This window comes from Microbacterium esteraromaticum (assembly GCF_028747645.1).
In the GTDB taxonomy this organism is placed as follows: Bacteria; Actinomycetota; Actinomycetes; order Actinomycetales; family Microbacteriaceae; genus Microbacterium; species Microbacterium esteraromaticum_C.
This window is the reverse complement of record NZ_CP118100.1, coordinates 151,385-171,815: the sequence shown is the minus strand read 5'-3', so window position 1 is coordinate 171,815 and position 20,431 is coordinate 151,385. Positions and strand designations below refer to the sequence as shown.

21 protein-coding genes and 3 pseudogenes are annotated in these 20,431 nt (G+C 66.0%); 12 read left to right on the top strand and 12 right to left on the bottom strand.

The window, feature by feature from the left end; translation table 11 throughout:
- Positions 1–30: 30 nt before the first annotated feature.
- Positions 31–1,677, bottom strand: a complete 1,647-nt coding sequence (locus PTQ19_RS00790) for a PucR family transcriptional regulator (RefSeq protein WP_274368079.1) — start codon at positions 1,675–1,677, stop codon at positions 31–33.
- Between the two features lie 346 nt (positions 1,678–2,023).
- Entirely contained in the window at positions 2,024–2,683 is a 660-nt protein-coding gene (locus PTQ19_RS00785; RefSeq protein WP_274368078.1) for an NAD(P)H-hydrate epimerase, read from the bottom strand.
- Positions 2,684–2,797: 114 nt separating this feature from the next.
- Here PTQ19_RS00785 and PTQ19_RS00780 point away from each other — a divergent pair, with 114 nt between their 5' ends.
- A complete protein-coding gene (locus PTQ19_RS00780) occupies positions 2,798–5,938 on the top strand; it encodes a transcriptional regulator (RefSeq protein WP_274368077.1) in 3,141 nt (1,046 codons plus the stop codon).
- Here the strand turns inward: PTQ19_RS00780 and PTQ19_RS00775 are convergent.
- The gene (locus PTQ19_RS00775; RefSeq protein ID WP_274368076.1) at positions 5,922–6,380 is read right to left on the bottom strand and encodes a hypothetical protein; all 459 of its coding nucleotides are present in this window, start codon (positions 6,378–6,380) and stop codon (positions 5,922–5,924) included. The two genes, PTQ19_RS00780 and PTQ19_RS00775, sit on opposite strands and share 17 nt — an antisense overlap.
- Positions 6,381–6,598: 218 nt before the next feature.
- Here PTQ19_RS00775 and PTQ19_RS00770 point away from each other — a divergent pair, with 218 nt between their 5' ends.
- Entirely contained in the window at positions 6,599–7,138 is a 540-nt protein-coding gene (locus PTQ19_RS00770; RefSeq protein ID WP_274368075.1) for a large exoprotein, read from the top strand.
- Between the two features lie 30 nt (positions 7,139–7,168).
- Here the strand turns inward: PTQ19_RS00770 and PTQ19_RS00765 are convergent, their stop codons facing one another.
- Complete coding sequence (locus PTQ19_RS00765; protein WP_274368074.1) at positions 7,169–7,549, bottom strand: cyclase family protein; 381 nt, start codon at positions 7,547–7,549, stop codon at positions 7,169–7,171.
- Positions 7,550–7,817: 268 nt separating this feature from the next.
- On the opposite strand from PTQ19_RS00765, the pseudogene PTQ19_RS00760 reads away from it, so the two are divergent.
- Positions 7,818–8,102: pseudogene (locus tag PTQ19_RS00760) on the top strand (IS1634 family transposase); the annotation flags it as partial.
- Positions 8,103–8,213: 111 nt separating this feature from the next.
- On the top strand, positions 8,214–8,861 hold the full coding sequence (locus PTQ19_RS15350; RefSeq protein WP_425313163.1) for a hypothetical protein: 648 nt from the start codon (positions 8,214–8,216) through the stop codon (positions 8,859–8,861).
- Here PTQ19_RS15350 and PTQ19_RS00755 read toward each other — a convergent pair.
- Positions 8,836–10,014 carry an IS30 family transposase gene (locus PTQ19_RS00755; protein ID WP_425313158.1) on the bottom strand — a complete coding sequence of 393 codons (1,179 nt, stop codon included), beginning with the start codon at positions 10,012–10,014 and terminating at the stop codon, positions 8,836–8,838. The two genes, PTQ19_RS15350 and PTQ19_RS00755, sit on opposite strands and share 26 nt — an antisense overlap.
- Here PTQ19_RS00755 and PTQ19_RS15345 point away from each other — a divergent pair.
- Positions 9,992–10,270, top strand: a complete 279-nt coding sequence (locus PTQ19_RS15345; protein ID WP_425313200.1) for a hypothetical protein — start codon at positions 9,992–9,994, stop codon at positions 10,268–10,270. The genes PTQ19_RS00755 and PTQ19_RS15345 overlap by 23 nt on opposite strands.
- 113 nt (positions 10,271–10,383) lie before the next feature.
- Here PTQ19_RS15345 and PTQ19_RS00750 read toward each other — a convergent pair whose 3' ends face one another.
- The 3 genes and pseudogenes from PTQ19_RS00750 to PTQ19_RS15340 form a co-directional block, all read right to left on the bottom strand.
- Complete coding sequence (locus PTQ19_RS00750) at positions 10,384–12,306, bottom strand: RNA-directed DNA polymerase (RefSeq protein ID WP_274368072.1); 1,923 nt, start codon at positions 12,304–12,306, stop codon at positions 10,384–10,386.
- Positions 12,303–12,470, bottom strand: coding sequence for an MIT C-terminal domain-containing protein (locus PTQ19_RS00745; protein ID WP_274369007.1), 168 nt, complete (start codon positions 12,468–12,470; stop codon positions 12,303–12,305). Before PTQ19_RS00745 ends, PTQ19_RS00750 begins: the two co-directional genes overlap by 4 nt.
- Positions 12,471–12,544: 74 nt before the next feature.
- Positions 12,545–12,736, bottom strand: a pseudogene (locus tag PTQ19_RS15340) (BrxA family protein); the annotation flags it as partial.
- Between the two features lie 11 nt (positions 12,737–12,747).
- On the opposite strand from PTQ19_RS15340, the gene ssb reads away from it, so the two are divergent.
- Both ssb and PTQ19_RS00735 read left to right on the top strand, forming a co-directional pair.
- The gene (ssb, locus tag PTQ19_RS00740) at positions 12,748–13,254 is read left to right on the top strand and encodes a single-stranded DNA-binding protein (protein WP_274368071.1); all 507 of its coding nucleotides are present in this window, start codon (positions 12,748–12,750) and stop codon (positions 13,252–13,254) included.
- 174 nt (positions 13,255–13,428) lie between these two features.
- The gene (locus PTQ19_RS00735; RefSeq protein ID WP_274368070.1) at positions 13,429–13,782 is read left to right on the top strand and encodes a VOC family protein; all 354 of its coding nucleotides are present in this window, start codon (positions 13,429–13,431) and stop codon (positions 13,780–13,782) included.
- Between the two features lie 39 nt (positions 13,783–13,821).
- On the opposite strand, the gene PTQ19_RS00730 is transcribed toward PTQ19_RS00735, so the two are convergent.
- Entirely contained in the window at positions 13,822–14,262 is a 441-nt protein-coding gene (locus PTQ19_RS00730) for a hypothetical protein (protein ID WP_274368069.1), read from the bottom strand.
- A gap of 249 nt (positions 14,263–14,511) precedes the next feature.
- On the opposite strand from PTQ19_RS00730, the gene PTQ19_RS00725 reads away from it, so the two are divergent.
- Positions 14,512–16,035 carry an ATP-dependent DNA ligase gene (locus PTQ19_RS00725; protein WP_274368068.1) on the top strand — a complete coding sequence of 508 codons (1,524 nt, stop codon included), beginning with the start codon at positions 14,512–14,514 and terminating at the stop codon, positions 16,033–16,035.
- A 40-nt stretch (positions 16,036–16,075) separates the two neighbouring features.
- Positions 16,076–16,198 (top strand): annotated as a pseudogene (locus PTQ19_RS00720) (nucleotide pyrophosphohydrolase); the annotation flags it as partial.
- Between the two features lie 68 nt (positions 16,199–16,266).
- Here the strand turns inward: PTQ19_RS00720 and PTQ19_RS00715 are convergent.
- On the bottom strand, positions 16,267–16,659 hold the full coding sequence (locus PTQ19_RS00715; RefSeq protein ID WP_274368067.1) for a DMT family transporter: 393 nt from the start codon (positions 16,657–16,659) through the stop codon (positions 16,267–16,269).
- Positions 16,660–16,749: 90 nt separating this feature from the next.
- Complete coding sequence (locus PTQ19_RS00710; RefSeq protein ID WP_274368066.1) at positions 16,750–16,908, bottom strand: hypothetical protein; 159 nt, start codon at positions 16,906–16,908, stop codon at positions 16,750–16,752.
- Positions 16,909–16,924: 16 nt separating this feature from the next.
- Here PTQ19_RS00710 and PTQ19_RS00705 point away from each other — a divergent pair, with 16 nt between their 5' ends.
- Positions 16,925–17,755, top strand: a complete 831-nt coding sequence (locus tag PTQ19_RS00705; protein ID WP_274368065.1) for an SDR family NAD(P)-dependent oxidoreductase — start codon at positions 16,925–16,927, stop codon at positions 17,753–17,755.
- 30 nt (positions 17,756–17,785) lie between these two features.
- Here PTQ19_RS00705 and PTQ19_RS00700 read toward each other — a convergent pair whose 3' ends face one another.
- Complete coding sequence (locus tag PTQ19_RS00700; protein ID WP_274368064.1) at positions 17,786–18,475, bottom strand: TetR/AcrR family transcriptional regulator; 690 nt, start codon at positions 18,473–18,475, stop codon at positions 17,786–17,788.
- An 88-nt stretch (positions 18,476–18,563) separates the two neighbouring features.
- On the opposite strand from PTQ19_RS00700, the gene PTQ19_RS00695 reads away from it, so the two are divergent.
- Both PTQ19_RS00695 and PTQ19_RS00690 read left to right on the top strand, forming a co-directional pair.
- Positions 18,564–19,529: an ABC transporter ATP-binding protein gene (locus PTQ19_RS00695; protein ID WP_274368063.1), complete on the top strand. Its 966-nt coding sequence runs from the start codon at positions 18,564–18,566 to the stop codon at positions 19,527–19,529.
- A gap of 62 nt (positions 19,530–19,591) precedes the next feature.
- Positions 19,592–20,317 carry an ABC transporter permease gene (locus PTQ19_RS00690; protein ID WP_274368062.1) on the top strand — a complete coding sequence of 242 codons (726 nt, stop codon included), beginning with the start codon at positions 19,592–19,594 and terminating at the stop codon, positions 20,315–20,317.
- Positions 20,318–20,431: the final 114 nt, after the last annotated feature.

Here is a 20,431-nt window from a genome sequence, read left to right as displayed (position 1 = left end):
CTCACACGGACAGCGGTTTGGCTCTCGAACTCACGCGACGGGGCTTCGGGGCGAACGCTCGTACACGAGCAAGGACAGTTCGAGCCAACGCCGATCAGCACGAGAGAACGGGGACAACCCCGTCAGCTCCTCGATCCTCGCTAGGCGGTTTCGGAGCGAGTTCGCATGAACGTGCAGTCGGCGCGATGCTTCAGCTGAGTTCCCCACTGTCATGAAGTAGATTCGCAGTGTCTCGAACAACTGCCCCTGGCGCGCCTGATCGTGAGCAACGAGCACCTTCGCTGGACGGAGGATCTCAGGCAACGCGTCGCCCAGGGTGTCGGCCACCCGCAGTCCGAGAATCTCCGACTCAAGTTCCGTGGCAATCATCCCCCTTGAGCCCCGCCGCGCGAGTGGCGTCGCGACACGTGAAGCTACGCAGCGCCTTGACTCAGTTTCGGCAACCTTGGCCGCTTGGAGAGCGTATGCGGCCTCGTCCCACGAATCCTTCACCTGGTCAAGCCGCCCCACGACGCGGCCAACGCTGAACAACCAGCCATACTCCCCGTCCTCGGCGCGGTTCAAGATCCTTGCGATGCGGTCTCGGACTTCCTCGGGTGTGAGCGGTGACGAGGTTTGCACCAGAACCGCCATGCACCTGACATCCGGCATGGTCTGCCATGGGACCGGCGCCAGCGCCGCGTCCGCGAAAGCCGCACGGAGATGAAATCGCACGGCAGGCTCGTGCTGCGGTTGCACCCCTGCGATCGCGACAGCGACGTAGTGACTACGGAAGGGAAGCGCGAGCATCGCGGCGAGCGGGGCCAGGTTCCTGGCGCCGGTCAAGATAGACATAAGCGCCTCTCGACGGACCCGCTTTTCGAACGGCGACCGACGGAGAGTGCGCAGCATTACTGGACGCGCGGCACCTGCTGCCTCGCGCAGAACCTCCCGTACGCTTGCCGGATCGACTCCGTCGCCGTACGCCGCCCAGATCGTCCCGAGCAGTTCTCCACCGCTCCGAAGTGGCAACACTGACCTCGCCGGCTCACCGTCGCTAGCGCATCGCTCGACCACATCTGTCGCGGCGCGCACCGCCGGGAGAAAACCTGACTCCTCAAGTTGTGCGATCCGCCACTCCGGTATCGCGCCCGTCAGTATCGTCTCTTTCCGGATCTCATCGATTGATCCGTCGCGGTTTGCATGAGCGAGGACCCGTGACTGCGGATCCTCAATCGTGATCGATGCGCCTGTCATGTTGGCAATGACGGAGGCAAGTCCGGCAAGGTCGTCGATGTCGGGCCAAGCCAAAGCGCTCGTGGCTCCTTCTACAAGTTGCCGAAGATGTATAAGCACCTCGGCCCATGTGACACCGTCAGCGCACTCGAGAAGAAGAGGCCCAGAGGGCAGGCCCTCGTCCTCGGCTCGCATGCCATGTTCGTCCAGAAGTTCGTGTAGACCAGGCGCAGCGACCAGGGCCGTCGCCGCCGCGAAGCGCGTACAGATCTCTTCAAGTTCCACATGCGAGCTAGGCGATCGGGTGAGCAACACCACTGCGCCCGGCGCGCAGTCTTTGAGGTCGAGGTCGAAGTCAATGGTGCTGACAGTCGCATCTGCTGTGGGCTCCGAGAGCGGCAGCAGATACCCTTCCGTTTCGCGGAGCAGTCGGGCGAGGCTCAGGCTGCTCTCATCACTCATCACTCCATCAAACCAGACCTAGAGTTGGCCCCGATCACCCCGGCATCAGGCATCGTCGTGATCGCTACCTTCGCGGTGGGGACCCGGAAGACACAGGACATGACGGGATCGGCTTGTGCGACGTGACGGACGATGCAGGGTGGATGCCAAGGGATTCAGGCCCTTCGCCTACCCCTCGTCAACGAGGTACTTCGATCCGCGAGTGCAGGCTGTGCTGACCACTCGATCCGAGGCAAACGGGCACTCATTGCAGCCGCATCTCACGGCCACGCTGACCGAAATGACCTCGAATCCGACGCGTGTGGTTCGGGTCGCTCGCCTGACGGCAACCACAGAAACGTTGCCGTCAGCGCGTTCCGTCGCGCACTTCTGAAACGGATGCTGTTCCCGTGGCCTCAGCGGTGGAGAGGTCGAGCCCGAGGTCGACGAGCACGATGGGTCCGGAGTGCTGAGCGCCAGCATCCGAGGTCAGGCCGGCTTTGACCGCGCCGAAGGTGACGGTCGTCGCTGCGGTGAGCACGACGCCGTCGTTTTCACCGCTGTCGGGGTCGATTCCGCTGGGCAGATCGACGGCGACGACCAGCGCGGATGCCCGCTGAAGCCGCTCCACGACGTCGCGGGCGGTCGCGCGCAGTGCCCCACGGGCACCGATGCCGAGGATGCCGTCAACGATCACTTCGTAGGCATCCGGGTCGAAGGCGCCGAGGGCGATGGCCCTTGCCCCGGCACGAGTCGCCGCGGCGAGGGCCTCGTCGTGCACCCGGTCAGCGGTGCACAAGATGTCGACGTCCACGCCCTGCCCAGCGAGGACCGCGGCGGCGAACAGCGCATCACCGCCGTTGTCTCCGGCGCCGGCGAGCACCAGCATCCGCCGCGGATGCCCCTCGGCGATCACCGCGGCGAGCGCGGCTGCGGCCCGGCGCATCAGCGGCACTCCTGCAGCCAGCAGGGGCGCTTCGGCGGCCCGCACCTGCGCGGCGGTGTATGTGGGAACGGTGGCGGTCATGTGAGTCAGGGTAGCCACTCACGACGGCCGCGGGCAGCCCCGCCGCAACCGGCCACGAGCCGTTTTCCGCGCACTGCTATGGTGACCTGATCTGCCGATGAGGGAGGATGCCACGTGCTCGACGTGTCGGTGCTGGGCACCGTGAGGGCCAGCAGCAACGGGCGCGAGCACCGGCTCGGGGGCGCCCGACAGCGTGGCCTGCTCGCCCGCCTCGTCGTCTCGCAGGGGCGCACGGTGACGGCCGATCGGCTGATCGATGAACTGTGGGGCGATCAGGCTCCGCGCGATCCGGGGCACGCACTGCAGGCGCACGTGTCGCGACTGCGTTCGGCGATTCCGGTGCCGATCGTCTTCTCGCACGGCGGGTACCGCATCGACCCTGCCGGGGTGCGGACGGATGCTGCGCGCTTCGAGGATCTGGTGAGGCAGGGCGACTCCTCGATCGCCGATGGCGATCTGTCGCGCGCTGCGGATCTGATCGCCGGCGGGCTGGGGCTCTGGCAAGGAGAGGCCTACTCGGGCCTGTGGGATCTGACGGCGCTGCGGGCCGAGTCGGTGCGGCTTGAGAAGGTGCGATCGGCAGCGTTGGCCGACCGCATCGATCTTGACCTCGCCCTGGGGCGCAGCGCGGCGGTCACGTCAGAGCTGCACGCTCTTGTCGAGCAGGACCCGCTCTCAGAGCGCCACTGGGGCCAGTTGATCTCGGCGCTGTACTGCGACGGGCGCGCCAAAGAGGCGCTTGAGGTCTTTCAGCGGGCGCGGTCGATGTTCGCCGATCTGCTCGGCGCCGAACCGAGCACCGAGCTCAGCCGTCTGCATCTGGCGATCCTGCGCGAGCAGCCACCCGAGAGCTTGTTGCGCCTGTCGATGATGAATGACGCCGGCGGCAACCGGAACCCACCGGCGCCGGACACTTCGGTGCGCCACCTGACCTCGAACGAGCCGCACCTGCTCGCCGCGGCATTGCGCGAGGGGCATGCGACGCTGCTGACGGGCCCGTCCGGCATCGGCAAGACGCACCTGCTGCGCGCGATCCGTAGCCGGTACGCCAACGTGCGCGATGCCATCACCCTGCTGACGGCGACGCCGCTGAGCCGGTCGGTTCCGCTCGGTGTCTTCGCGGCGGTCGTGCCCGAGCAGACGCTGACCCCGACCGCGCTGGTCGACCACTTCACGCGTCACCGCACGACGGCGGCGCTACTGATCGACAACGTCGAACAGCTGGACGAGGCATCGCTGTTCGTGATCGGCCAACTCATCCGCAATGCGTCGGTGCCGGTCGTGCTCACCGCGACCGACCTCACCGCCGTGCCCGCTGAGATCGAGGCGCTCTACGACAGCGGCGAGCTCGCCGAGATCGGCGTCGTGCCCCTCTCGGATTCGGATGCCGACGAGCTCGTGCTGCACACGATCGGCGGCACGCTGACCCCGTCGGCGCGCCAGCAGATCGTTCCGCTGTCGGGCGGCAACCCGCTGCATCTGCGCGAGATTCTCACCGCGTCGGCCGAGCAAGAGCGCCTGCTGCGCACACCGCACGGGTGGGATCTGCAGGCGGCACCGGCATCGAGCGCGCGGCTCACACAGCTCGTCGGCGAACGCTTCACCGGGCTGGACGATGCGCTCATCGACGCGGCGACGATGGTCGGTATCGCCGGCGAGTACCCCGCCGGCGCGCTCACCACGGCAGAGCGTCGGATGCTGGCACGCGCCGATGTGGTGGGATACTCGGCGCCCGGGTGGCTGGTGCTGTCGCATCCGCTCGACCTCGTCTATCTGCGCGGGCGGTGCTCGGACGCCCTGTGGCGTGATCTGTCACTCGATGTGCTCACCGTGCTGCGCAGCGATGCGGCCCGGACGTCGCCGGCGGCGCGCCGTCGGGCGCACATCCTCGCGCTCGAGCTGGGCGAACAGATCGAGGTGCCGGCCACCGTCGAGCTCGCCGCGCACGCCCTGGCGGCGTTCGATGAACGGCTCGCGTTGCGGGCCGCCACGGCGGTCATCGAGCTCGACCCCGATAACGCGACGGCGCACCGGCTGGCCGGCTCGGCGGCATCCGTTCTCGGTGACCCCGACGGCGCTGCGACTCACTTCGAGAACGCGGCGGCGGCAGCGAGCACTCCGCGCGAGGGGGCGGCGGCCGCGCTGGCTCACGCCCGTCATCTGGGCCTGCGCCACTACGACGCGGGTGCCGCGCTCGACGTCATCGAGCGCGCGCTGCGCACCATCGATGACCCCGTCGAGGCCGCCCACCTGCAGCGCGATGCCCTGCGCTGGTCGACGGTCGCGGGGCATACCCGGGCGATCGCGGATGCCCCGGGCGACACCCGTGACGCAGTGGCGGTGGTCAGCCTCATCACTACGGCGCTGTCGGGCACGGTCACCGGTCCGCACGAGGGTGCCGTACGCACGTTGCGGCGCTTGCGCGGTGCCCCCGCCGAGGTCATCGCGGCCGTGCCGTCGGGCGCCGAGCTGATCGAACTGGCCGAGATCATGGCACTGTCGAACTCGGGCGATGTGCGGACCGCGCGGCGGCGTCTGCTGGCGGCGATCAACGAGGCGCACACGGATCGTCCTGCCGCGCTCGGCGCGTGGGAGTACGCCCTGGCGTTCACGGATCTGCTGTCGGGCGATGTCGCGCATGCGCACGAGGTCGCCGTTTCGGCCGTCTCCCATCTGCGTTGGCGTGACATCAGCGGGCTGCTGCCGGCGGCGCTCACCCTGGTCGACACCACCGCGCGCGTGATCGGGCAGCCCCTCGACACCGCCGGGATCGAGGACATCCCGCCCACGGCCGAGGGCGATCCGAAGGTGGCGATGCTGCGGGCCTGGTCGGCGGCGTGGGAGGCGAAGTGCGACGGCCGGCGTAGCGACGCCGCACGCTTGCTCCTCGACGCCGCCCAGGGGATGCTGGCGGCACAGCACACCTTCTTCGCGGGAATCCTCGCGCACTGTGCTATTCGGGCTGGGGCCGTTCGGGCAGAGGCAGTGCTGGTGACCGACGCCGTTCGGGTGCTGGAAGAGGCGCACGCGATCGGCGGCGGCGGGCTGCTGGCTTTGCTGTTGCGGCACGCCGTGGCGGTAGCATCCGATGATCTTGTGGCGCTCGGAACGATCGCCACCGAAGCCGACGCGCTCGGTCTCGCATCGACCGCGGCAGACACGCGGGCGATGCTGGCGCGCGGCCGTGCGCCGGCAGAGCCGGGCACGGCCGCACTGTGGGCCGTCGACGCGACGGAGGCTACTCCCCCGGAATGACGGTGTAGCCGACCGTCGCCTCTTCACCCTCGGACGGCGCGATGATCGACACGTTGACGGTCAGCGAGTCTCCCTTGCGGAAGTTGAAGCCGACCATCTCGCCCATGTCAGCCGTGCCCTGCTGCTCCCAGCCGGCGAAGTCGGACTTCACTTGGGCGACCAGTTCGTCCTTGCTGCGCGGGTCGGTGACGACGACGACCATGCCCTCATCCATGGTCATCGATTGGATGATGTTCTCTGACACGAGCGGAACCTCGGCGGGGAAGTTCTCTGGCAGGCTTCCGAAGTCGACGGATGCCTCACCGCCGCTCATGCCCTCGATGAGATCCTCGGCGACCTGTTCGGCGCCGCCCTGCGCCGCTTGGTCGACGAGCGCGTCGATCGGGTTGCCGAAGCACCCGGTCAGCGTCGCTGCGATCCCCATCGCAAGCGCGCCGGTCATGAGTCGAACCCGCATGGATCTTGCCATCATCTTCTCCCAGTCATCCCCGGTGGCGTCCGGTTGTTCGATCTCAGCATCCGGCGCTCACAGACCGCTCACATCGTTGTGCCTGGCCCATCGTCGCCCACGTTGTGAGTCGTCTGTGAGCGGCCGATGGTTGGGTGTCGACATGACGCACATCTGTCTGCGGGTGATGCGCATTCTGAGAGGGGAAGCAGATGGATACCTATACGGGAATTCTCGCGGCGTACCTGGCCGCGATGGTCGGAATGGTTGTCGTCGGCGTGATTGTCTACGTGGTCACGGCTTTCTTCATGGCGAAGGTGTTCGCCAAGGCGGGCGTGCAGGGCACGTGGCGGGCGTGGGTGCCCGTCTACAACTTCATGGTCTTCTTCAAGCTCGGTGACCTCAGCCCGTGGCTGGTGCTGTACTGCTTCGCCGGGGCCGTGGTGCTGAGTTGGGTGGGCATCGGGTTCATCTTCTCGCTGGCGTTGTTCGTCGGCGGCGGTGTGGCCGCGTACCGCGTCGGGCTCAAGACGGGCAAGGAGCCGGCGCTGGTCGCGCTCTGGTTGATTCCGACGGCGTGGTTCGGCGTCATCGGGCTGAGCAAGTCGACGTGGAACACCGCCGTGGCTCCGGCACAGTGGGCGGGCAACGGCTTTCTCGCCGACCGCACGGAGTGGCCGGGGGTTCCGGCACAGGCATCGGCTGTTGATGGGACGGCGCAGCCGGAGCGTCCTGCGGGAGCCGGTGCCTGAGTCGTTGCGCCGTTGACGGGGTGCCGTGCGTCAGGTGAACGCCACCGCGCGCACCGGTGCCCCGTCACCCTGCAGGTTCAGCGGGAAGAAACCTACCTGCACGCGCGCCGGCAGGTCGGTCAGGCCGCGGATGTTCTCGACGATGAGGCCGTCACCGCCGAGCACGATCTCGTGCACGGGGAACGAGGCGGTGGGGGCGCCGGTTGCGTCGGGGCTGAGTGTGTCGACGGCGAGCAGGCGCATGCCGCGCCGCCACAGTTCCGCGGCGGTCGCCGCGTCGAGAAGCGGATGCTGCAGAGCCGCCTGCTGGCCGAAGTAGCGCGCCCACCCGGTGTCGATGATCACGATCGCCGGCACGACGTCGGGGATGCCACCGGGCACGACGAGGTTGTCCCACCTGGATCGTGTCATCACGGGCGGTTTTCGCGGGTTGAGGCCTGTTGAGCCTTGATTTTCCGGGGTTCTTGGTGCGTGGACTGCGCACTAAATGGGCTCTTCAGAGTGGACTCACCCACCCCCACCTCAAATAGGAAGAGCCGCATATCTCCATCCTCGTTTCCAAGGTCAGGAGTCTCCAACAAACTCAGGGCGCTTCAAACTGACCCCCGCCGAGTTCGAGACCATAATGATGGAAGCCGTCACCCTGGCGGCATAACCCCGGACTCAATCAAAGCCTCAGCAGACCCAAGCGTCGTTCCGGATGGCGAAAACCGATCTGCGCGCTCGGCCGATGTTCCACCACGAGCGCGACTCCATCACCGCACACCTCACGATCGTGTTCTGCGACCTCGCCATCGCCCGCCACCTCCAAGAACGCACCGGGCTCGGCATCAAACGGATCGTCCGCGCACTGCGCCCACTCCGTGACGTGACCATCATCGTCCAGGGCCACCCGATCACCGCGACCACCCCACCCGAAGGCGACGCCGCCACCATCCTGAACGCACTCAAGTCAGGGCACTAAAACGGCACGAGTCAGGTCAGAGGAAGAGCGCCTCGCCTGCGGTAACCTGACGGTAGCTCCGCCGCCCTGAACATTCGCAGGTACTGCTCGACGCACACCGAAGGGAACCGCATGCCTCGACTGGTCATCTATACAATGGGACTGCTGGTTTCGACCGTCGTGATGACCATATCGAACGTCAACAGTATCCCGTTTGTAATATCAAGTGGCCTACTCATAGGTTTCGCGATTCCATTATTGGACGCCATTATCGCTAACCACCGCCATCTGCGCATCGCTTGGTACGGTCTACGAACTTGGCGACACCGTGTCCGAGTCTCTGTCTCCTACCTGTATCGCATTCGTGTTGACAATGAGTACTTACTGGTCAAGGGAAATAGATTCGAGCAATACCAGCCGGTAGGAGGCGTGTATAAATACCACCCTTCTTCCGCCGAAACGCGAAATGCACTCAGACTCCTAGATGACGACCTGCTGGTTCCCGACGACGTGAGCGAGGGTGACCTTAGAGTCCGCGTCCCAGGGCGCAAATTGGTCGCATTCGTACGCTGGTTCGAGAACGGTAGCGGAAGAGAGACTGATGGCTGGCGAGAGTTTTATGAGGAGACTATTGCAACCGAGATCCTACCAGGAGATCATTTCCGACATATTAAGTACGACCATCTTGAACGCATCTATCAGCCGCTGCGGTTCAGCCCATGGGCAGACAGCCGGAAGTCAAGCGGTGGATGCATCATGCGGTTAGGAGGAACTCGTTGAACGCTTGGGCGGGTGTTCTCAGCTCAAGGGTGGGGCGGGGTCTGGCGTTGAGTTTGTCGGCGACGTGGCGCAGGTCCTCGGCGGTCCAGGCGGATAGGTCGCTGCCCTTGGCGAACCAGTGCCGCAGGAGCCGGTTGGTGTTCTCGTTCGTGCCGCGCTGCCAGGGTGAGTGTGGGTCGCAGAAGTAGACGGGGGCTTGCAGATCGAGTTGAATGTCGACGTAGTCAGCCAGTTCGGTTCCTCGGTCCCAGGTGATCGATCGGCGCAGGTGGTCGGGGAGCTTGCTCATCTCGCGGATCATCGCCCCGGCGACTTCGGTTGCCGTGTGGCAGTTGGGCAGGTGCAGCAGGATCGTGAACCGGGTGGTCCGCTCCACCAGTGTCCCGATCGCTGACCGGTTCCCTGCGCCGAGGATCAGGTCCCCCTCCCAATGCCCAGGGACCGCACGGTCCTCGACCTCAGCAGGGCGTTGGCTGATCTTCAACGCGTCTTTGAACGGGCTCGGTGAACGCCTGCTCGCCCCTTCCCGGGACTTGCGGGCCGTGCGCCCGGTGGACAGCTGACGGGCCAGATCCTGGCGTAACTGGCCGCGCCCTTGGACATACAGGGCCTGATAGATCGTCTCGTGGCTCACCCGCCAAGTCTTGTCGTCCGGATGGTCGATTTCGAGGACCGTCGCGATCAGCTTCGGACTCCACCCATCGTCCATCCAGTCGGTGATCTGCGCGGCGAGGGATGGGTTCGTGTTGAGTTTGAACTCCTTCGGCCGTCGCCGGCCACGCTGCGCGGACAGCTCCGCGACCGCCGCGCAATACTGACCATCCACACCCCGGTGCCGAGCGAGTTCACGAGAGATCACCGACTGATCCCGGCCAATCCGCCAACCGATCTCGCGCTGAGACAGGCCCGCTCGCACGCCGGACTGGATCTCGATTCGCTCCTCCAACGTCAACCCCCGACCTGGCACCGAGTCCGGGCGTAGAGGGTCGGAAACAGGCTTCTGGCGACGAAACACTGGCATACCGACACTGTCCCGCCACCACATCCCGATCGTCTTGTCTGACACGCCAACGACCTGCGCAGCGCGCCCGAAAGAGAGCCCCTGACACACCGCCAACAGCGCCGCATCCCTGACCGCAACCGAATACGTCATCAACGACCTCCACATCAACCGATGCATCGACCATATGAATCCGCCCAGTCAGGAACTGCTAATCTCCGACATTCTGGATCTTCTACCCACTCCAGACCAGTTAGCGGCATTGCGCGAGCTCAAGGGCAAGGATGATGTGCGATTCATTTGGGCTTCAGAGAGCCAGATCCGACGACTGGGTGCCACCGAGGGTGCAGCGAGTCAGACCATTAAGATTGCGGAGACAGCACGCTGGACAATCGACGCATCGGGTTGAACCCTGGCACCGACAAAAACACCCTTAAGCAATACGAGTGTGCGGACCAGTTGCCGTAGCTCCGTGTGCACGCGACATCTTCCCACCAGCCTAGGACTCAGCCGGTGCCTCGTTCATGCCCACTCAGCCAGAAGACTTTCCGTTCTGTGGTCACGCAGGCGGTCCTCATTCGAAGTAAGCCGCGCCAGCCATCCCTGCACCTGCTTGGCCTGGAGCGCGCGAAGCTTGCCCGCGCGGTCGAGTAGTTGAAGCGATCGAGGTCGAACCAGGTCTCGCAGCGGGGCAAGCACGGCGACTGGAGTGAGCTGGCTACGAACGACGTTGACGGTTCGTGGGTCAGCAGCGTCGAACCGTCGAAAGAAGTCGGCTGCGATCGCTTCGTCAGGTCCGTATCGGGCCGGCGGGACTACCCTAGAGAGTTCGAGACTAGGGTCAACAGCGGCGGCCTGGACTAAGACCGTCGGCATGCTGTGCGCGCACCACTTGAGAGCATTATCAACAATCTGGCCCCGTTGCTGCTTGTTTGAATACTTGATGGCACTAACGAACCATGCCGAAGCAATGTTCGGGTCTCCGCCTGCCATTCTTGCATGCGATGCGAATCTCGACGCAGAGAACTCGGCGATCTCACTCCAGAGCGCGGGGTCGCTTGAGACCGGAGCCGTAGCCACCGATTCGGCGAACATGACCTCGACATCCGCATAAAGACCGAAGAATCCGTCGACGGACTCTCCAACCGCGGCAATACCAGCTCGCGTGAGCGGCCAAGATCGGAAATATTCGAAGTAGGTTGCGGCGCCCGATGGATCGGCGGCAAGATCGCCCGCCCATTCAGGCCCCCAGTCAAGAAGACCCAGCCGTCGGTGCAGAGTATAGAGGCGCCTTGTCACGCGAGACCAGCGATCAGGTCGTGGGGCGATCAGCCTGTGTGCAGTTGACAGAGTCTTAAGTTCCTGCGTGATCGCTGGAGGAACCGTCTCGACACGCTTTCCCCGTTTAAACAACGGCTCAATACGCTGATCGAAATCCGACAGCGCGGCATTGCTCGAGATCATGTAGGCATCGACGAATTCCGCCTTATCAAGGATTCGCGTCTTTGAGCCGTTTGGGTAAAGCCCAATCGTCTCGAGAGAGTTCTGAAACGTTGAGAGAATTCGATGCGCTTCCTCAATCGATGAAACACCCCAAATCACGTCATCCATGAAACGCGAGTATCGACCATCTGCCCCCAGCTGTGCGAACGCCTCATCAACGGGTTTGAGAAGCGCCTGGGCAATAACTCGCGAAGAGTTCTGCGCTTCTTGCGGCAGGCCGAGAAACGAATCATCAGCATAGGCAACGCGGGGGTGCACGGCACCAATGAGCTGACAGCACAGTCGAACAAGCGTTCTATCAAGGCTCGTGTTGTTTGCCAGGTGCTCACGGACCACCTCCAGCCTCACAGAAGGAAAGAAGTTTGAGATGTCCGACTGAACGACGTAGTGAATGTCTTCACGATCGAGCAAGTTCGGCAGCATGCCTTCGTGACGCATCCATCGTTCGAACCAATCGATACTCGCGGCGTCATCATCCGCAGAGTCCGACGCTTTGTCGACACGCTGGAACGCAACCCATGAAGGAACCCCCCGCAGGAGCTCGCTCTCTGCGAGCTTTACAAGGGCCCGGTAGACCAAGGCATCGCGTGGATGCAAGACGCACACTGGCCTGGACACGCCCAGCTTCTTGGCGGACCGAAGGATGACACCGCGGCGCGGCGCGTAGACACCCGACTTCAGGTCCCTCGACAGCTGGCCAATGAAATCATCGATGTTTCTCGCAACCACGGCCCCCTGTAGAGGGTCGACAACAAAGTTTTTGGAACTGAACTTTTGGTCCGAGAGGTGCTTGCTGATCTCGCGTGTCCAGATCCGACGCAGGTATTTCGGGTCGGCGAGATCGTCGAGCCCTTTCCATGAACGGCGATCCTCGGCGTTCGCTCTCGAAGAGCGCTCTTCGCTTTCGCCTTGGACCGTGGTTGAGGCGCTAGTGGGCGTCATGGCACTTCCGTTTGGTTTTCGTCCCGGATATAGGTAACTCCAAACGCCCGTACCTGGCGGAACTCTTGGCGGCTGGTACCGAGGTCGAACCATCCCCCATCGGACTTCTGAAAGATATCGAGACCCCGCCCGAGGTTGATGCGCCAACCTGTGTCGGTGCGGATCCAGCGGTCGTTAGGTTTGCCCCCTCCGTAGGGCTGGACTCGGCCATCAGGGAGACCTCACCCACGGTAAGGGTTGCTAGGCGCTGGAGCGTTTCCCGCACCAGTCTCACGTTCGTGGAAGTCGTCCGAGCTTGCAGGACGTTCTGTTCAACAAGCACACGGCGCACAGCGGTAGGGTCACCCAACTCCAGTATTAGCGGCACGACCAGCCCCGCCTCCCGAAGAAGCAACCCTCCGCTCGTGAATGAGAGCGCATAGCGCGTCATCCTGAACCTCCATGAACGCCCCGACCGAGTGTGGCAAGCCGAGCAGATTATCGCGTCCCCACGACATCCCGAGGCGCACTACCAACCGCAGGATATCGAACTCGACGATCTCCTGGCGGCACACGCAGTCGGGCGCCGAGGTGGCGAGCTTCACGATCGCGAGCACCCCGCGCACCTTCGACCGGCAGGCGAACGAGTGGAAGGACGGCGACGCGCTGTTCCTGCGCTGCACCGCCTGGCGCGAGCTCGCCACGAACATCACCGGCTCCCTCACGAAGGGCAGCCGCGTCATCGCCACCGGACGCCTGCAGCAGCGCAGCTACCAGGACCGCGACGGCAACAACCGCATCAGCCTCGAGCTGATCATCGACGAGATCGGCCCGTCGCTGCGCTACGCGACCGCGCAGGTCACGCGCGCCGAGCGGTCCGGCGGGCGGCCTGCGGGTCCTGTTGCGGCACCCGCGGCGGTCGGCGCATCGACGGACTCGTGGGCGGCGGCATCCGACGTGCCGTTCTGAGCGATCGGATGCTGTGCCTCGAGGGTTCGCGGCACAGCATCCGCCTCCGTCGCAGCGTGGTCGTGTGTGGCGGTACAAGCCGGTGAGCCTCGATAACCACGGCGAATCCCACCGCCCCGAGCGCTCCCCACCGCCTAGCCTGAGCGCAACCACTGTCACGCCCGAAGGAGCGCCATGACCACCCGCGAAGTGAAGATGATCGTCCTGTCGACCGAGAACCTCGACGAATCACTCGCGTTCTACACCGAGACGCTCGGATTCCCGCTGAAGTTCCGCGACGGCGACCACTTCGCCGCCGTCGACGGCGGCAACATCACCATCGCCCTCGCCACCGCGCTCGACCACCCGATCCCGGGGCAGGTCGTCGTCGGCATCAAGACGGACGACGTGGATGCTGATGCCGCAGCGACCGACGCCGCCGGCGGCGGCATCGCCAAGGCCGCCTACGACGACGCCCACGAGCGCCGCGCGGTCGCGTACGACAGCCAGGGCAACGGCATCGTCTTCTACTCGCCGCTCACGCGCTGAGCGACAGACGCGCCCAATCGCCCCACCGGGCAGGTCGCCTCAGCTGATCCGCCCGGTGCCGCCGGCATCCCCTTCACCACGTCCGAGTTCGCGGCGCGAGCTCGCCGATGCGATGCCCTGGAGCTCCTTCTCGTCACCGCGCCGCCGCACGGCTTTGCGGTAGGCGGTGCGGATCTCGGTCGCGACGAGCTCGGTGAGGTAGGCCCAAGGATCCTCGGTCACCATCAGCCAGGTGTGCTGCGGATCCCACGAGGAGTCCTTGGCGACCTCAAGGGTCACTGCGGCGACACCCTTCAGATCGACGACAGCACCGACCTCGGCGAGCACGCGCCGCTGCACCGCGGGGGCTACGCGCAGCATCGCCTGACGGTGGAACCCGTCGTTGTCGATCTCGTCCTCTCCGATGCTGAAGATGCTGCGATCACGGCAGGCGGTGAGGAAGCGGCGGAGCTCGTCGTTGCTCCAGAGCGATTCGGGCATGGTCGGTCCTGTCCTTTCGAAGGCGAATGAGACAAGAACGGGCCGACGTCGCGGCCTCAGCTACAGCTGTGCGTGCTCTTGTCTCGGTAGCCCCGGACGGATGCCGGCCACATTGAGCGCGCCACGATCGGCGCCGAGAAGGGCGCGGACGCGGATGCGGGTCACTGACACAAGATCTGAACGTATCCCCGCACATTCAGACATGTCAACAGCCCGCCGAGTGTCCCACCCCGGTGCGACACTTCTTGCATGAAGCTCTCTGAGCTCACCGAGACCACCGACGTCGTCGCGGCGACCTCCTCGCGGCTGGCGAAGATCGGCGCGCTCGCGCAGCTGCTCGAACGCGCCGAACCCGACGAGCTCCCGGCGCTCGTCGGCCTGCTGCTCGCCTCACCCCGGCAAGGACGCCTCGGAGTCGGGTGGCGCGGGCTCTCGACCCTCGACGTCATCCACGCCGACGAGTCGACGCTCACCATCGCCGACGTCGACACCTCCCTCGATGCCCTGGCCGCAGCATCCGGCGCCGGATCCAATGCCCAGCGCGCCGCACTGCTCGAAGATCTCGCCTCGCGCGCCACCGCTGCCGAGTGGGACTTCGTCGCCCGGGCGATGCTCGGCGAGCTGCGCACGGGCGCGCTCGGCGGCGTGCTGACCGACGCGATCGCGCGGGCATCCGGTCGTCCCGTCGCCGACGTGCGCCGCGCCGCCATGCTCACCGGCGACCTCGGCGAGACCGCGGTGCTCGCGCTGACCGGAACCGCCGACGACCTCAGCGCCGTCGGCCTGCGCGTCGGCCGCCCCGTGCTGCCCATGCTCGCCGCGACGGCAGCATCCGCCACCGCCGCCCTCGAGATCACCGGCCGCGCCTCGGTCGAGTACAAGCTCGACGGCGCGCGCATCCAGGTGCACCGGCACGGCGACGACGTCGCCGTCTACACCCGCAGTCTCGCCGACATCACCCACCGGGTACCCGAGATCGTCGACATCGTGCGCGCCCTGCCCGCCCGCGACCTGATCCTCGACGGCGAGACGCTCTCGCTCGACGAAGACGGCGGGCCGCGCCCGTTCCAGCAGACCATGTCGCGATTCGGCGCCGACGTCGCGCGCGACCTCGTGCTGCGCCCCTGGTTCTTCGACCTGCTGCACGTCGACGGCCGCGACCTGCTCGACGAACCGCTCTCGACCCGGCTCACCGAACTCGACCGCATCGCCGGCGAATGGCGGATGCCCGGCATCGTCACCGCAGAGTCGGATGCTGCCGAGCAGCTCTCTCGCGAAGCCCTCGCCGCGGGGCACGAGGGCGTGCTCGTCAAGGCGATCGACTCCCCCTACGCCGCCGGGCGCCGCGGCAAGTCGTGGGTGAAGGTCAAGCCCGTGCTCACCTTCGACCTGGTCGTGCTCGCCGCGGAGTGGGGTTCGGGGCGTCGGCGCGGGTGGCTGTCGAACCTGCACCTCGGCGCACTCGACCCCACCGGCGAGTTCGGCGAGCCCGGCGGCTTCGTCATGGTCGGCAAGACCTTCAAGGGCCTCACCGACGAGCTGCTGCACTGGCAGACCGAGACCTTTCCGCAGTACGAGTCGGCGCACAGTGCCCACGCCGTGCACCTGCGGCCCGCGCTCGTCGTCGAGATCGCCATCGACGGCGTGCAGCAGTCACCCCGATATCCCGGCGGCCTCGCCCTGCGATTCGCCCGGGTGAAGGGGTACCGGCCCGACAAGACACCCGCCGACGCCGACACGATCCAGACGCTGCGCGGACTGCTGCGGGGGTGAGCGCGGATCCGAGAAGTACACCCCTGCCAGCCTGCCTCGCATGCCGACACCCGAGACTCTCGCCGCCCTGCGCACCTTCGTCGATGAGCGCGACTGGGACCAGTTCCACTCGCCCGAGAACCTCGCCAAGTCGATCTCGATCGAAGCGGCCGAACTGCTCGAGCTCGCCAAGGGCCGCGTGACGAAGTACACCAAACTCGGCGGCTGACGCCGCGCGCCCGCCGAACCCGCCTACGCCTCGGCGACGATCGACGGTCCGCTCGGCGCGGCGGCCTCGGAAGCCGCGCCGCCGTGACCACCGCCGTGCGACACCGAAGACAGATTCAGCACGATGACACCGGCGATCACCAGTCCCAGCCCGACGAACTTCGGCCAGCTGGCGTTCTCGCCGAGAAACAGCATCCCGATGATCGCGATCGCCGCCGTGCCCACGGCCGACCAGATCGCGTAGGCGGTACCGATCTCGAGCCCCTTGACCGCCTGCGCGAGCATCGTGAACGACGCGCCGTATCCGAGCAGCACGAGCACCGTCGGCACGGGCCTGGTGAAGCCCTGCGTCGTGCCGATGAACGACGTCGCCGCGATCTCGAAGCAGATGGCGACCGCCAGGAACATCCAAGACATGAGTGCGCTTCCCGTCATGAAGAGAGTGGGGGGATGCCCGGGGGCAGCGCACCGCGGCGCGCAGGTTCAGCGTAATGAACGCCCACATGTTCAGTGCGCGGCGATCCCCCGCTTGACCATCCGCACGGTCTCGTCGATGCGCACCTCGGTCAGCGGCTGACCCAGCAGCGCCGCATAGCTCGTCAGCGCGATGAGCTGATCGGCGACGACGACGGCATTCACGTCGGCGCGCACTTCACAGGCATCCACCGCCACTGCCAGCCGCGTGTCGACCCACTCGCGGATCGGCGCCGCCAACGGCGGCGAGATACCCACCGACGCCGAAGACACCGGCTGGACCGAACGCATCACCCCCGCCCGCTTCGCCGGCAAGACCGTGATCGTCACCGGCGCAGCATCCGGAATCGGCCGGGCCACCGCCGCGCGCATCGCGCGCGAAGGCGGACGCGTGATCGCCTCAGACATCGCCGCCGACAAGCTCGACGCCCTCAAGAACGAACTGTCGGATGCTGACATCACCGTCATCGCCGGAGACCTCACCACCCAGCCCGCGATCGACGCCGTCGTCGCCGCAGCGGGCGACCGCATCGACGGCCTCGCGAACGTCGCCGGCATCAACGACGACTTCTCTCCAGCAGGCGAGACATCGGATGCCACCTGGGACCGCGTCATCGCGATCAACCTCACCGCTCCGTTCAAGCTCATGCGCGCCGTGCTGCCGCTCATGGAGCAGGCCGGCCGCGGGGCGATCCTCAACGTCTCCAGCGAAGCGGGACTGCGCGGCAACGCCTCGGGCAACGCCTACACCGCCAGCAAGCACGGCATCATCGGCGTCACCCGCTCAGCCGCCGTGATGTACGGGCCGAAGGGCATCCGCGTGAACTCGGTCGCACCCGGCGGCGCCGCCACGGGCATCCCGATGCCACCTCACATGTCCGAGTACGGGTCGGCGCGCCTCGCGCCGTTCCAGCAGGCGATCCCCTCGGTCGCGACCGCCGAACAGCTCGCCGCGTCGATCACCTTCCTGCTCAGCGACGACGCCGTCAACATCAACGGCGCCGTGCTGACCTCGGACGGCGGGTGGTCGGTGCAGTAAGCCCGCAACGGCAGCGCCCGCGGCGAGCGATCACTTCTCGCTTTCGGCCGCGTCTCGCAACATTCTCTGAACGTCTTCCACTCCCGGGAACCCTCCCGGCGTCCGCAGGGAAGTGTCGCCTGCTGACCCCGCCGGGTCAAGCAGTCGGCGCATTCCCACGCGCATGAGCGAGTCGTCCATATCGCTGATGCCACTCAACGCCACCACCGAGATGCCCTGGTTGAGAGCGACCATCAGGCGCGCGACATCACCTGTCGAGAGCATCTCGCCTTCGGCGCGTTGCTCCTCTGCGATGCGCTGATAGGCGTCGACCATGAGCTGATTGCGCGCGCGCAGTGCGGTGACGAGCTTCTCGTCACGCGCAGCGGACGCGATGAACTCCAGTGTGGCAAGAGCGAAGCCGCGAACCAGTGCCGATAGCTCCATCTCTGACGGCTCGTCAGCAGCATCCTCCCCCTGGCTGTGGTTGTCGAGTGGATCCCACCCATCACCTCGCACCATCGCGAGGTTGTTATCCATGACCGCGAGAAACAGATCGGCTTTGCCGTCAAAGTTCGAGTAGATCGCCCCCTTCGAGAACCCGGCGTCGTTGGCGATGCCTTCGAGGCTCGCTGCGTGATATCCGTCCCGCGCAAAGGCTGCGAGCGCCGCAAAGACCAGGGCGTTGCGGGTCTCCTGCTGACGTTGCGCATGAGCGCGCCGGGAGCCGGAATCTGCCATCCCCCGATCCTACTTCTTGACCCCCTCCGCAAATCTAGATACTGTCGGTATCTCAGATACCAACGGTATGCGAAAGGGGGCGGTTGCTGTGAGCGCCGTTCTGGAGGTGAGCGACCTCACCCGCACGTTCGGGAAAGTGGTCGCGAACGAGGACATTCATCTGCGCGTGCAACCCGGCGAAGTGGTCGGATTGCTCGGACACAACGGGGCAGGAAAGACGACACTCGTCTCGCAGCTTGTCGGGCTCCTGCGCCCCGACCATGGAGCCATCCGCGTAGCAGGCATCGACGCGATCAAGGATCCTGCGGCAGCGCGACGCGCCGTGGCGCTCCAACCGCAGGCGCAAGCGCCACTGGATGGACTCACCCCGAAAGAGGCGATCGAGATCGCCGCGCGCCTGCGCGGGCTATCGACCTCCGACGCCCGCGCGGCCGCGCTCCGGCTTGCCGACGACCTCGACATCGGCGAGTGGTTCACCCGGCGCGCAGTACCAGAGGGTGGGTTGTCCGGCGGGGCGCGTCGCCTCACGGCATTCGCCATGGCAGCAGTCGCCCCCGTTCCCCTCGTCGTCCTGGACGAACCGACGAACGACGTCGATGCCTCACGTCGCAGGCTCCTCTGGCAGACCGTACGCCGACTCGGCGACCAAGGCGCCGGCGTGCTTCTGGTCACGCACAACGTCCTCGAAGCCGAACGGGTCGTCGACTCGCTCGTGCTCCTCGACCGGGGGCGCGTCGTCGCCACGGGCACGCCCCGCGAGCTACGCGGCACCAGTGACAATGACCTCCATGTCGAGCTCTTCCGCACCGACGCCTTTGCGACAGAACCGATCTCCCCGCCGCTTCCGGTCGTACGCCAGGTGACCGCAGGAAGACGCACAATTCTCACCATCGCCGCCACTCACGCAGCTACCGCCGTCGCCTGGGCCGCGTCACTCCGCGACCGGGGAGAGGTCGAGAGCTACGCGATCACCCCGACGACTCTCGAAGACACGTACCTCTCCATCACCTCCGCAGGCGACGAACTCGCTGAAGCCACGAAAGAAGGCGTCTGATGGCCACGACCACCTCACCAACGGCCCAAACCGCCGCCCCTCTTCCTCACCCGGGGCTGGGCGTGACATTTCGCACTCTCCTGCGCTGGACGCTCACCCAGTCCGGCCCGATGCTGCCCTTCGTCATCGTCGTGCAGGTAGCGCTGGCCGCAGGGATCATCGTCGGCTTCGGCCTGCTGATCCCTGGTATCGACACCGCCTCAGCCCAGTTCATCTCTACCGGGGCACCGACAGTGCTGCTGATGATTGTCGGGCTCGCCATAGTCTCGGCGGGCGTCGCCCAATCCCGCACCACGGGCACCTTCACCTACCTTCGCGCGTTGCCCATTCCGCGCGCGCTGCTGCTCGTTGCCGATCTCACCGTGTGGCTTCTTGTCGCCTTGCCGGGCGTGGCTGTCGCCGTACTCGTGGCACACTGGCGCTACGGGTTCGACTACTCATTCGATTGGCCCCTGCTGATCGCCGCCTCCGCACTGACCGCCATCACCGCATCCGCAATGGGGTACGCGATCGCGGTGTCACTACCACCGATGGTGACGCAACTCGTAACGCAGGTCCTCGTCTTCTTCGTCATGCTGTTCTCGCCCATCACCTTCCCGACGAGCCAGCTGCCGGCGTGGTTTCAGATGGTGCACGATGTTCTGCCGTTCCGCCCGGCCGCGGATCTCATTCGGGCCGGCCTTCTCTCAGACGCATACACAGCAGAAGCGCGAGACCTGGTCACGCTGTCGCTCTGGTGCATCGTCGCGCTTGTTGTCAGCGTGCGCGCGTTGGTGCGGCGAGGATGATGCGACCGCAGTGAGCAAGCCCGCGGCGTGGGGGCCGGGGCACCGGGGCCGGGGCACCGGGGCCGGGGCACCGGTGCCGCGGCCCCCACGCGATTCACACGGCCAGTTTGACTA

Bases quoted from the DNA above. Each gene is read 5' to 3' on its own strand.
- PTQ19_RS00730 (WP_274368069.1), bottom strand. From the start codon at position 14,262: ATGCCCGAATCGCTCTGGAGCAACGACGAGCTCCGCCGCTTCCTCACC.
- PTQ19_RS00700 (WP_274368064.1), bottom strand. From the start codon at position 18,475: ATGGCAGATTCCGGCTCCCGGCGCGCTCATGCGCAACGTCAGCAGGAG.
- PTQ19_RS00785 (WP_274368078.1), bottom strand. From the start codon at position 2,683: ATGACCGCCACCGTTCCCACATACACCGCCGCGCAGGTGCGGGCCGCC.
- PTQ19_RS15350 (WP_425313163.1), top strand. From the start codon at position 8,214: ATGCCTCGACTGGTCATCTATACAATGGGACTGCTGGTTTCGACCGTC.
- PTQ19_RS00765 (WP_274368074.1), bottom strand. From the start codon at position 7,549: ATGACACGATCCAGGTGGGACAACCTCGTCGTGCCCGGTGGCATCCCC.
- PTQ19_RS00735 (WP_274368070.1), top strand. From the start codon at position 13,429: ATGACCACCCGCGAAGTGAAGATGATCGTCCTGTCGACCGAGAACCTC.
- PTQ19_RS00750 (WP_274368072.1), bottom strand. From the start codon at position 12,306: ATGACGCCCACTAGCGCCTCAACCACGGTCCAAGGCGAAAGCGAAGAG.
- PTQ19_RS00755 (WP_425313158.1), bottom strand. From the start codon at position 10,014: ATGACGTATTCGGTTGCGGTCAGGGATGCGGCGCTGTTGGCGGTGTGT.
- PTQ19_RS00715 (WP_274368067.1), bottom strand. From the start codon at position 16,659: ATGTCTTGGATGTTCCTGGCGGTCGCCATCTGCTTCGAGATCGCGGCG.
- PTQ19_RS00775 (WP_274368076.1), bottom strand. From the start codon at position 6,380: ATGACCGGCGCGCTTGCGATGGGGATCGCAGCGACGCTGACCGGGTGC.
- PTQ19_RS00725 (WP_274368068.1), top strand. From the start codon at position 14,512: ATGAAGCTCTCTGAGCTCACCGAGACCACCGACGTCGTCGCGGCGACC.
- PTQ19_RS00790 (WP_274368079.1), bottom strand. From the start codon at position 1,677: ATGAGTGATGAGAGCAGCCTGAGCCTCGCCCGACTGCTCCGCGAAACG.
- ssb (WP_274368071.1), top strand. From the start codon at position 12,748: ATGAACGCCCCGACCGAGTGTGGCAAGCCGAGCAGATTATCGCGTCCC.
- PTQ19_RS00770 (WP_274368075.1), top strand. From the start codon at position 6,599: ATGGATACCTATACGGGAATTCTCGCGGCGTACCTGGCCGCGATGGTC.